11 protein-coding genes are annotated in these 11281 nt (G+C 71.5%); 9 read left to right on the top strand and 2 right to left on the bottom strand.

Translation table 11 applies throughout. From position 1 onward, the window contains the following. Positions 1-58: 58 nt before the first annotated feature. Both ACVWWH_RS02715 and ACVWWH_RS02710 read left to right on the top strand, forming a co-directional pair. On the top strand, positions 59-1630 hold the full coding sequence (locus tag ACVWWH_RS02715) for a cation:proton antiporter (protein WP_066500649.1): 1572 nt from the start codon (positions 59-61) through the stop codon (positions 1628-1630). A gap of 139 nt (positions 1631-1769) precedes the next feature. Then, complete coding sequence (locus ACVWWH_RS02710) at positions 1770-4214, top strand: TIM-barrel domain-containing protein (RefSeq protein WP_457315532.1); 2445 nt, start codon at positions 1770-1772, stop codon at positions 4212-4214. Positions 4215-4257: 43 nt separating this feature from the next. Here the strand turns inward: ACVWWH_RS02710 and ACVWWH_RS02705 are convergent, their stop codons facing one another. Then, positions 4258-6315 carry an acyl-CoA dehydrogenase family protein gene (locus ACVWWH_RS02705; protein WP_457315531.1) on the bottom strand — a complete coding sequence of 686 codons (2058 nt, stop codon included), beginning with the start codon at positions 6313-6315 and terminating at the stop codon, positions 4258-4260. Positions 6316-6618: 303 nt separating this feature from the next. Between ACVWWH_RS02705 and ACVWWH_RS02700 the strand changes: the two genes are divergently transcribed. Both ACVWWH_RS02700 and ACVWWH_RS02695 read left to right on the top strand, forming a co-directional pair. Next, on the top strand, positions 6619-7467 hold the full coding sequence (locus tag ACVWWH_RS02700; RefSeq protein ID WP_457315530.1) for an esterase/lipase family protein: 849 nt from the start codon (positions 6619-6621) through the stop codon (positions 7465-7467). Positions 7468-7590: 123 nt separating this feature from the next. After that, positions 7591-8052 carry an SRPBCC family protein gene (locus tag ACVWWH_RS02695; RefSeq protein ID WP_457315529.1) on the top strand — a complete coding sequence of 154 codons (462 nt, stop codon included), beginning with the start codon at positions 7591-7593 and terminating at the stop codon, positions 8050-8052. A 70-nt stretch (positions 8053-8122) separates the two neighbouring features. Here the strand turns inward: ACVWWH_RS02695 and ACVWWH_RS02690 are convergent, their stop codons facing one another. Further along, a complete protein-coding gene (locus ACVWWH_RS02690) occupies positions 8123-8767 on the bottom strand; it encodes an NADPH-dependent F420 reductase (RefSeq protein ID WP_457315528.1) in 645 nt (214 codons plus the stop codon). Between the two features lie 136 nt (positions 8768-8903). Here ACVWWH_RS02690 and ACVWWH_RS02685 point away from each other — a divergent pair, with 136 nt between their 5' ends. The 5 genes from ACVWWH_RS02685 (at position 8904) to rpsN (ending at position 10637) form a co-directional block, all read left to right on the top strand. After that, entirely contained in the window at positions 8904-9239 is a 336-nt protein-coding gene (locus tag ACVWWH_RS02685) for an ArsR/SmtB family transcription factor (protein ID WP_457315527.1), read from the top strand. Beyond that, positions 9236-9691, top strand: coding sequence for an SRPBCC family protein (locus ACVWWH_RS02680; protein WP_457315526.1), 456 nt, complete (start codon positions 9236-9238; stop codon positions 9689-9691). Before ACVWWH_RS02685 ends, ACVWWH_RS02680 begins: the two co-directional genes overlap by 4 nt. Positions 9692-9922: 231 nt before the next feature. Beyond that, positions 9923-10159: a 50S ribosomal protein L28 gene (gene rpmB / locus ACVWWH_RS02675; protein WP_066500630.1), complete on the top strand. Its 237-nt coding sequence runs from the start codon at positions 9923-9925 to the stop codon at positions 10157-10159. Then, a complete protein-coding gene (rpmG, locus tag ACVWWH_RS02670) occupies positions 10159-10329 on the top strand; it encodes a 50S ribosomal protein L33 (protein WP_043122011.1) in 171 nt (56 codons plus the stop codon). Before rpmB ends, rpmG begins: the two co-directional genes overlap by 1 nt. Positions 10330-10331: 2 nt before the next feature. After that, positions 10332-10637, top strand: coding sequence for a 30S ribosomal protein S14 (gene rpsN, locus ACVWWH_RS02665; RefSeq protein WP_066500625.1), 306 nt, complete (start codon positions 10332-10334; stop codon positions 10635-10637). Positions 10638-11281: the final 644 nt, after the last annotated feature.

Here is an 11281-nt window from a genome sequence, read left to right as displayed (position 1 = left end):
CTGAGGCGCAGGGGCCGGCCCCCAGCGTGGAAAGATGCTCCTGAGGCGAAGGGGGCCCATGGAATTTCTGCTGCTGGTGGTCGGCCTGCTGTTCGGGACGGTCCTCATCGTGGGGGTCGGGGAGCGGATCCGCCTGCCCTATCCGATCCTCATGCTCGTCTTCTCGGCGCTCGCCGCGTCGCTGCCGTTCGTCCCGAACGTCCACATCGACCCCGAGCTGATCCTGCCGCTCTTCCTGCCGCCGCTGCTGTTCGCCGCGGCCCAGCGCTCGAGCTGGTCCGTGTTCAGGCTGCGCTGGCGCTCCCTCGTGCTCCTGGCCGTGCTGCTGGTCGCCGCGACCGTGGCGGCGGTCGCGGCGGTCACCTGGTGGCTGGTCCCGGCGGTCGGGCTTCCGCTCGCCCTTGCCCTCGGAGCCATCGTCGCCCCGCCGGACCCCGTGGCCGTCGAGGCGATCGCCGGCAAGGTCAGCATGCAGCGCCGGCTGCTCACGGTGCTCCAGACCGAGGGCCTGTTCAACGACGCGATGGCCATCGTGATCTTCCAGGCCGCGGTGTCCGCGACGGTCAGCCATGGCCGGGTGGGCTGGAGCGTCGTCCCGCAGTTCCTCGTCGGAGCCGCCGGCGCAGCGCTGCTCGGTTTCGCGATGGCGTGGGTCGTCGGGGCGCTCACCCGCTTCGTCCCGGACCTCGTGGCCCGCAGCGCGGCGTCCCTCGTGGCGCCGTACGCCGTGTACCTGCTCGCCGAGGTGGTCCACTGCTCCGGTGTCGTCGCGGTGGTCGTGACGGCAGTCGAGCTCGGGCGGCGCGCGCGGCCCCAGGACTCGGGGGAGCGGCTCACCCGGTCGGCCTTCTGGGACGTCCTCGAGCTGCTGACCACCGGGGTGGCCTTCGGGCTCGTGGGCATCGAGATGCGCTCGGTCGTCGAGGCCGAGGGAGCCAACCTGCTGACGTTCGTCCCCGGGATCGCCGGAATCTGCGCGACCGCCGTCGCCGTGCGCTTCGTGTGGATGTACGCGATGTACTGGATCGGCGGGGCCGAGCGGCGGGAGAAGACGCCCGGCTCGCTCAGGGAGGTGGTGGTCCTGACCTGGTGCGGCATGCGCGGCCTGGCCACCCTCGCGCTCGCACTGGCCCTGCCGACCACGCTCGCGGACGGCTCCCCGACGCCGGGGCGCAACTTCGCCGTCGCGGCGGCGGCCTCGGTGCTCGTGGTCACGCTCGTGCTGCCCGGCCTGACCCTGCCGTGGCTCATGCGCATGCTGCACCTGCCCGACGACCGCGCTGCCGAGCAGCGCGCCCAGCGGGCCCTCGCACGCCGCGCCGAGCGGGTGGCGCTCGAGGCCCTGCGCACCTCGCCGGCGGCGCAGAAGCTCCCGGAGGGGCGCCGCCGGGCACTGGCCCGGCGCATGTCCTCGCTGCACACCATCCTCCAGGCGGACTACGCCGAGGATCCCGAGAAGATGCGCCGGATCCAGGCCGTGCTCGCCGCGATGGAGCGCGCCCAGCGCGATGCCCTGGCCGCGGCCCGGCGGGAGATGCTCGCCGCGCGCAACGAGCCGGGCAACGACCCCGAGCTGGTCGACCGCGTGCTGCGGCGCCTCGACCTGCGCACCGTCACGCTGGACCGCTGACCGCGCTCGCCGCGCACGACGCCGGCCGCCCGCCTGCCGAGCCCGGCCCACCTCACGTCGCAGTCCAGGCCAGGGCACAGCGCCCGCCGCCGTCGTGCCCAGCGGTTCGGCCCCGCCCTCCGCGGGTAGGCTCCAGCACGTGACCGAGACCACGAGGACCGTCCGCCTGCCCGACCACCTCCGCCCGGTGACCTCGCCCTGCGCCCGGCCCGCCGCCGTCGTGCGCGGTCCCCACTACAGGATCACCGTGCTGACCTCGCGCCTGCTGCGCCTCGAGTACTCTCCCGACGGGGACTTCGAGGACCGTGCCTCCCAGGCGGTCCTGCACCGCGACCTGGAGCCGCCGGAGTTCAGGGTCCTCGACTCGGAGGGCCGGCTCGAGATCCTCACCGAGCACCTCCACCTCGTCTACGACCGGGGCGAGTTCGCCCCGCACGGGCTCTCGGTGAAGGTCCTGGGCGGGGTGAGCAACTACCACAGCGTGTGGCACTACGGCGAGGAGGGCGAGCGGAACCTGGGCGGGACGGCGCGCACCCTCGACGGGGTGGACGGCGCGTGCGCGCTCGAGCCGGGACTGATGTCCCGCTACGGCTTCTCGGTCCTCGACGACAGCGGCACGCTCGTCTTCGACGACGACGGCTGGCTCGCCCCCCGGAGCCGCCCGGGCTCCGACGGCAACGCCGGAGGGCGGGTGGACCTCTACTTCTTCGGCTACGGGCGCGACTACCGTGCCTGCCTGCGCGACTTCTACCGCATCTCCGGCCCCACCCCGCTCGTGCCCCGCTTCGCCCTCGGGAACTGGTGGAGCCGGTACCACCGGTACTCCGAGGAGGAGTACCGGGGCGTGATCGAGCGGTTCGCGGCGGCGGAGGTCCCCCTCTCCGTCGCCGTCCTGGACATGGACTGGCACCTCACGGAGATCGATCCCGCGCACGGGTCCGGCTGGACGGGCTACACCTGGAACCGCGAGCTCTTCCCCGACCCGGAGGGCTTCGCCCGGTGGCTCCACGGGCGGGGCCTCGCGCTGACCCTCAACGTCCACCCCGCGGACGGGATCGCCGCCCATGAGGAGGCGTACGAGCGCGCCGCGCTCGCCCTCGGCCTCGACCCTGCGGCCGGGGAGGCGATCGCGTTCGACCCCGCAGACCCGGAGTTCCTCAGCGCCTACCTGCGCGAGGTCCACCACCCGCTCGAGGAGGCGGGGGTGGACTTCTGGTGGCTCGACTGGCAGTCAGGACCGTACTCGCGCCTGCGCGGCCTCGACCCGCTGTGGGTGCTCAACCATGTGCACTTCCTCGATTCGGCCCGCGGGGGGCGCCTGCCCCTCACCTTCTCCCGGTACGCCGGCCCCGGCAGCCACCGGTATCCGATCGGGTTCTCCGGAGACACGATCGTCACGTGGGAGTCCCTCGCGTTCCAGCCCTACTTCACGGCGACCGCCTCGAACGTCGGGTACGGCTGGTGGAGCCACGACATCGGCGGCCACATGGGCGGCTACAAGGACGACGACCTCGCGGCCCGGTGGGTCCAGCTCGGGGTCTTCTCGCCGATCACGCGCCTGCACAGCTCGTCGATGCCGTTCACGGGGAAGGAGCCCTGGCGGTTCCGGCCCGACGCGGAGGCGGCGATGGAGGAGTTCCTGCGGCTGCGGCACCGGCTCGTGCCCTACCTCCACACGATGAACCACCGGGCCGCCGGCGAGGGCCGGCCCCTCGTTGAGCCCCTGTACTACGAGCATCCCGAGGCCGCCGAGGCGTACGAGGTCCCGAACCAGTTCCTCTTCGGGTCCGAGCTCATGGTCGCCCCGATCGTCTCGCCCCGGGACCGGGCGCTCCACCGCGCGAGCGTCACGGCCTGGCTCCCGCCCGGCGACTGGTTCGACGTCTTCACCGGGACGCGCTACCGGGGCGGCCGCCGGGTGCAGATGTTCCGCACGCTCGAGTCGATCCCCGTCCTGGCCCGGGCCGGGGCGATCCTGCCGCTGGCCGCAGGGCCGCCCGCGAACGGGGCCGCCTGCCCCGAGCGGATCGCGGTGCGCGTCTTCGGGGGCGCCTCCGGCACGTTCGAGCTGGTCGAGGACGACGGCAGCGGCGCCGCCGGGCGGCGCGAGCACCAGGTGCGGACGCCCATCGTGTTCGACTGGGACGCCGGCAGCCTGCGGGTGGGGCCCGCGCACGGGAGCGCCGACGGCGTGCCGCGCACCCGGGCCTGGGAGATCGCGATCGAGGGGATCAGCCGGCCCGGTGCCGTGCGCGTCACGGCGGGCGGCAGGGAGCTGGACGCCGTGGCCGAGTACGACGATCAGGCCGCGACCCTGCGCGTGGCGGCCGAGGGCATCGACGCCTCCGAGGCCCTCACCGTCACGGCAGGCGACGGCTTCGGCCTCGCGCCCAACCAGACCGTCCCCGCCGTCGAGCGGCTCCTGACCGACGTGCACGCGGAGTTCGCCGTCAAGGGCAAGGTCTACGCGCTCGTCGCCTCAGGCGCCCCGCCCGCCGCGGTCGTGGCCGCGCTCGCGGGCCTGGGGCTCGACGAGGGGCTCATGGGCGCCCTTCTGGAGCTCATCCTCGCCGACGCGGGGTGAAGGCCGGGCGCACGACGCCGGCCGTGCGCCGGGCGCGTCCGGCTCACCGCACGTCGCGGTGCAGGTCCGGCCGCGTGGCCGCACCATCGCCGCGCGGCGCGATCCACGGCCCGGTGCCCTCGGACGGATCGAGCACACCGTCCTCGAGCCACGTGAACCCGCCGGCGAGGACGCGGCGCGCGAGGCGCCGGTCGGCGTCGTCCGTGTTGTCCCACAGCGCCGCGAAGAGCGCCTCGACCCGGTGCCGAGACTGCTCGCAGAAGGCCTCGGCGAGGTCACGGGCGCTCTCCGCCCCGTTGGCCCCGGCCGAGCGGAGGTGCTCGGACCACGCGCACGTGGCCGCCATGGCGAACAGCTCGGCGCCGATGTCCACGATCCGTCCGAGGAATGCCTGCCGGTGCTCGAGGGCGGCCTGCCAGCGGCCCATGCCCACGAACGTGTGCCGGGCCAGGCGGCGGGAGGCCCGCTCCACATAGCGCAGGTGCTTGGCGAGGGTGCCGAACTCACGGTAGGCGCGCGGGTCGTTGCCCTCGCCCGCCAGGAGCCGGGGGAGCCACTTCATGTAGAAGCCCGAGGCGTCCTTGGCGGCGCGGGCCTTCTCGGAGAGGGTCGCGTCGGCGCGGGCGAGGTCGCCGGCGGCGGCGAGGTGGGCGTCGACCGCCTCGCGGGCGATCAGCAGGCGCATGATCTCGGTGGAGCCCTCGAAGATGCGGTTGATGCGCAGGTCGCGCAGCAGCTGCTCGGCCGGCACCGCCCGCTCTCCCCGGGCCCTCAGCGACTCGGCGGTCTCGTAGCCGCGGCCGCCACGGATCTGCACGAGCTCGTCGGCGACGGTGTACGCCATCTCCGAGGACCACAGCTTGGCCAGCGCCGCCTCGATCCGGACGTCCTTCATGCCCGCGTCGGCGAGCGCGGCGGAGACCTCGAAGACGGCCTCAAGCGCGAACGTGGTTGCGGCCATGAAGGCGATCTTCGTGGCGACGGCCTCGTGCTCGCCGATCGGGCGGCCCCACTGGACGCGGGCCGAGGACCAGCCGCGGGCGATCTTGAGGGACCACTTCGCGCCCCCGGCGCACATGGCCGGGATCGAGAGCCGGCCGGTGTTGAGGGTGGTGAGCGCGATCTTGAGGCCCTGCCCCTCCCGGCCCACGCGGTTCGCGGCGGGCACCCGGACGCCGTCGAACCGGGTCACGCCGTTCTCCAGGCCCTTGAGCCCCATGAAGGAGTTGCGGTTCTCCACGGTGATCCCGGGGGTGTCCATCTCCACGACGAACGCCGTGATCCCGCCCTTGCCGGCCGGGACGGCTTCCCCTCCCGCCGTGCTGGCGGATCCGTGGGGGAGGACCGTGGCCATGATGACCACGAGCTCGGCGATCACGCCGTTGGTGGTCCACAGCTTGGACCCGTCCAGGACGTAGCTGAGGCCGTCCTCGGAGAGCCGTGCCGTGGTGGTGAGCCGGGCCGGGTCTGAGCCGACGTCCGGTTCCGTGAGGAGGAAGGCGGTCACGGCACCCGCCGTGCAGCGCGGGAGGAACTGCCGCTTCTGCTCCGCCGAGCCGAACATCTTCACCGGCTCGGGCACGCCGATGGACTGGTGCGCGGACAGGAGCGCGCCGAGCGAGGGGTGGAGGGAACCGATGAGCATGAGCGCCCGCCCGTAGTAGGCGAGGGAGAGGCCGAGGCCGCCGTACTCGGTGGGGATCTTCATCCCGAAGGCGCCGATGTCCGCGAGGGAGCGGAGGTACTCGTCCGGGACGCGGTCCTCGGCCTCGATGCGGCCGCCGTCCATCCCCGCCAGCACCCCGCGGAGCCGGGCGAGGAACGCTTCCCCGCGCTCGGAGTCCTCGGACGAGGACTCGGGGACAGGGTGCATGAGGTCCCACTGGAAGTCGCCCAGGTAGAGGGCCTTGGCGAAGCTCGGCCGCTCCCATGCCGTCTGCCGGCTGGCCTCGGCGACCGCGCGGGACTCCTCCCAGCCCGGGGCCTTCCCCTCGGCCGCGCTGGCCGCCGAGATGCGGGCCGCTTCAGCACTGGCCGCCTCGGTACCGGCTGCTTCGGTGCTGGCTGCTTCGGCGCTGGCAGGGTCGATGTCCGTGCTCATGGCGGTTCCCCTAGCGTCCAGGGGCCGCCGTGGGCCGGTGACCCTTCAGCTGTTGACCCATGGTACGCCGCGGAGCTACTCGCGGGTAAGGGGGCCGAAGGTCCCAGGGTGCGCGGCTCGGGGGCGCGAGGATGTGCAGGAATCCGGCAGCTGCGGCGGGAAACTGGGACTGGGCTCTCGGCGGCTCCTGCACATCCGTGCATATGACGTGGATCACCCTTGCGGCCCGAGCGGGACCTACTGGAGGGTAACTTGCAGTCCGCGGGCAACGGAGCCCGCGGCCCGAGACACTGGAGGTCGCCGATGCGCCGAATCCACCTCACCGCCCTGCTCTCCGCCGCCCTGCTGGCCCTCGGCCTCGTCGCGGCGCCCGCCGCCCAGGCAGACTCGGTCTCACCCGACCCGCCGGGCGCGAACGACTTCACGTGCAAGCCCTCCGCCGTGCACCCCTACCCGGTGGTCCTCGTCCCCGGCACGTTCGAGACGATGTACAAGAACTGGGCCCTGCTCTCGCCGGTCCTCAAGGACCAGGGCTACTGCGTGTTCTCCCTCAACTACGGCGTGGTCAACGGCGTGCCCGCGAGCGGCCCCGTCACGGACTCCGCAGCCCAGCTCGGGCAGTTCGTGCAGTCCGTGCTCGGCGCGACCGGCGCCAAGCAGGTCGACCTCGTGGGGCACAGCCAGGGCGGCATGATGCCGCGCTACTACATGGGCTTCCTCGGCGGGGCCAAGTACGTGCACCAGCTGATCGGCATCGCCCCGTCAAACCACGGGACGCAGGGACTCATCGCCCCGTCGCCGGCCGGCATGGTCCTCGACACGACCGCCACGAGCACGGCGTGCCAGGCGTGTGCCGACCAGTACGCCGGCTCGGCCTTCATGGCCCAGCTCAACTCCATCGGCGACACCGTGGCGGGGCCGGCGTACACCGTCATCTCCACGCGCTACGACGAGGTGGTCACCCCGTACACGTCCCAGGCGCTGGCAGGCTCGTCCAAGCAGGTCACCAACCTCGTGCTCCAGGACTACTGCCCGCTCGACACCATCGAGCACGACCAGTCGCCCAACGACCCGAACGTCTGGGCCCTCGTCTCCAATGCCCTCCTGCAGGCCGGTCCCGCGGACCCCTCCTACCGTCCGGTCTGCGCCTAGTCCCGTTCCCCCTCGATGCACGACGCCGGCCCCGCGCCCTCGGCTCCTTGCGAGCGAAAGGCGCGGGGCCGGCGTCGTCCGCGCCGCCTTCCGCGGGTCCGCGCAGGCTGGTTGACTGGCGGTATGACTGAATCCCCCTCCGCAGAGTCCCGCGTGGTGAGCGCCGAGCGCGTCATCGAGGCGCCGGACACCGCCATCTTCGACCTCATCGCCGACCCGGCCGCCCAGCCGCGGTGGGACGGCAACGACAACCTCGGCGAGGCCGCCGCCGGGCAGCGCGTCACGGGCGTGGGCGACGTCTTCCGGATGACCCTGACCAAGGGAGCGGTCCGCGAGAACCACGTCGTCGAGTTCGAGGAGGGCCGCCGCATCGCGTGGATGCCGGCCGAGGAGGGCAAGGCGCCGATCGGCCAGCTGTGGCGCTGGGAGCTCGAGCCGCAGGGGCAGGGGCGCACGCTCGTGCGGCACACCTACGACTGGACCCGGCTCGAGGACCCGCAGCGCCTTCCCCGGGCCCGCGCCACCACGCCGGAGAAGCTCCGGGCCTCCGTGGACCGGCTGGCCGCGCTCGCCGAGGGCCGCTAGGGGCCACCGCGCGGGAGCGGCGCAGGGGACCACACCCGGTGCGGTCCCCTGCGCGAGCTGCGGGCGCGCCTCAGACGGCCGGGAGGAACTTCAGCGCCGAGTTCCACTGGTACTCGGGGAGCGAGTCGTTGGCCGAGAGCAGGATGTTCAGGAAGCCGGTCTGCTCGAGCTGCTGGGCGCGGCGCAGCGGCCCGACTACCACGGCGTTGAGGCTCGCGGCGGAGACGAAGTCCGCGACGGACCGCACGGCGGCCTCGTCGTCGCCCGCGATCAGCACGTCGAGCTCCTGGCCCGACACCGCGCCGGAGACGAGCGTTCCGCCGAAGGTCGTGTTGAACGCCTTGACGACCTTGGCCGAGGTCAGCTTCTGGATCTCCTCGGCCGCGGAGGTGCCCGCCGCGACGGCGAGGCCGTCGAAGGTGGAGAAGTCGACCGGGTTGGTGATGTCCACGTAGACCTTGCCGGCGAGGGCGTCGCCGTACTGGGAGGCGATGGCCTTCGAGGCGTCGAAGTACACGGCGGGGACCACCATGGCGCCCGTGATGTCGTCGCCGAGCACGCCCGCGGTGACCGTCCCGCCGAGCTCCGCGGCGAGCGCCTCTGCCTTCGCGCGGTCCTCGTGGGCGAGGAGCTGGACGGTCCTGCCCGCGGCGACCGCGCGGGAGGCGATGCCGCGCGCCATGCTGCCGGTTCCGATGATGGTGATGTCGCTCATGATGGTCTTCCTTCTGTGTGGGTAAGGCTGTGTGCTCCAGGGCCTTACTTGAAGCTACAACTAAAGTCGTGCCAAATCCATTCCCGCCCCTTCGCGCTGGTTGACGCGTAGGAAATTTCCTACGTAAACTGTCCGCATGCCCCGTCAGCGCCGGGAAACCACCACCGACCACGTGTTCGCGGCCCTCGCCCACCCGGTCCGGAGGGACCTCCTCGCGGCGCTCCTCGAGGGCGCGCAGACGGCGCAGGCGCTCGCCGACCGCTACGAGATGGCCCGGCCCAGCGTCGCCGAGCACCTCAAGGTGCTGCGCGGCGTCGGCCTCGTCGCCGAGCGCCAGGCGGGACGGAACCGCTACTACTCGCTCACGCCGGAGCCCCTCGCGCTGCTGCGGGCCTGGCTCGAGCCGTACGAGGACTTCTGGCGAGGCCGCGTCCCGCGGCTCGCCGCACTGCTGGAGAAAGAGGAACCATGACCGACACCACCGAGGACCGGACCGCCGCCCGCGTCGAGGACTTCCTGCCGCAGCCGCCGGCCGCGGTGTGGCACGCGCTCACCACGCCCGAGCTGCTCGCCCAGTGGCTCATGCCCAACGACTTCGCCCCCGTGGTGGGCCACCGCTTCCACTTCCGCACCGAGCCGATCCCGGCCGCGCGCTTCTCCGGGGTCATCGCGTGCGAGGTCCTCGAGCTCCGCGAGCCGGACCTGCTCGTCATCTCCTGGGCGGACGACGGGGAGGGGAACGACATGGACACGACCGTCGCCTTCCGCCTCGAGGCGCACGACGGCGGCACGCGCCTCACGATCGTCCAGGCGGGCTACCGCCCGGACCACCCGGGAGACCAGATGGCGCGTACGATCATGGGCGGCGGCTGGGGTGGCCGCATCCTCGCCAGGCTCAAGGAGACGGTGGGCGGGGCGCGCTGATTTGCGGCACCCGGGCGCGCCGCCTAGTATTTAACGCTGTCGTATGCAGTGGTTTCCACTATCGGCACTGAAGTCACCGTCAAACCGCGGCGAGGGAACTTCGGCTGGCTCTCACCCCGCCTGGTTCACCCTCCGGAAAGCTGCAGGCGAACGGTGCATCGAGGTGGCGGGACGCTCATGCGGAACGCCATTTTTACTGCAACTGTTTGACTACACCTTGGAGGAGCGAACATGGCAGCGCATTGCCAGGTGACCGGGGCATCGCCCTCGTTCGGTCACAGCATTTCCCACTCGCACCGCCGCACCAAGCGTCGGTTCGACCCCAACATCCAGAAGAAGCGCTACTGGGTCCCGTCCCTGCGCCGCAACGTCACCCTGACGGTGTCGGCCCGTGGCATCAAGACCATCGACGTCCGCGGCATTGACGCGGTTGTCTCCGAGCTGCTTGCGAAGGGTGTGAAGCTCTGATGGCCAAGAAGGACAAGGACGCTCGTCCCATCATCAAGCTCAAGTCCACGGCGGGCACCGGGTACACCTACGTGACCCGCAAGAACCGCCGGAACGACCCCGATCGCCTGGTCATGAAGAAGTACGACCCGGTTGTCCGCAAGCACGTTGACTTCCGAGAGGAGCGCTAAACATGGCCAAGAAGTCCAAGATTGCCCGCAACGAGCAGCGCAAGGCCATCGTTGAGCACTACGCCGCGAAGCGCGCCGAGCTGAAGAAGACCCTCGTCGACGAGAACGCCACCGACGAGGCCCGCGAGGCCGCTCGCCTCGGTCTGCAGAAGCTCCCGCGCAACGCCTCGCCGGTGCGCCTGCGCAACCGCGACCAGATCGACGGCCGCCCCCGCGGCACGTTCCAGAAGTTCGGCATCTCGCGCGTCCGCTTCCGCGAGATGGCCCACAAGGGCGAGCTTCCGGGCGTTACCAAGTCGTCCTGGTAGGTACTGCGCCGTTTCCGGCGAAGTACCAGACCCGTCCGAAGGGCGGCACCCCGCGTGGGTGCCGCCCTTCGGCGTTCCCGGGGTCGGTCACGGGAGGCTGGGGCGCCGTTGGATGCCGCCTTGGGGGAGGGGAGTGGGCCGCCGGCCCCGGGGGTGCCTGCGGGAGGCTGGTGCGACACGCCCGGGATGCAGCCGATTTGCCCGGCACCTGCCCCACCGGTAATGTTTTCGAAGTCGTCGGGGGTTGCCGCGGAAACGCGGAGGACACAGACGGCCAAACCCCACCAGACGAACCGGAAACGGAAGCGATGAGTCGCGGCCGGAAACGCGGTTCGGGTGGCTTTCCACGAAGAGAATCCGAAATACACGGATTTGCGCCGGGAAAGACGCTCTGGTAGGTTTGAGAAGTTGCTCCGGGAGGGCCTGACTCGTTCTGGTTGTTACCGGGTGCGGCGTGTTGTTTGAGAACTCAATAGTGTGCCAAGTTTGTTGATGCCATTTTTTATGGTTGTCAAATGTGCCTGTTGCTGTGCACCCCCGTGCACAGTGGTGGGTGTTTGATGCCGGATCATTTTCTGCTGGCCGGGTGTGCCTCATTTTCCTGGGGTTCCTGGTTGGCGTGTTCTTTGACGGAGAGTTTGATC

The organism is Sinomonas sp. RB5 (assembly GCF_054063535.1).
Note: the sequence above shows the minus strand (reverse complement) of the source record. Positions and strands in the feature narration are given on the sequence as shown.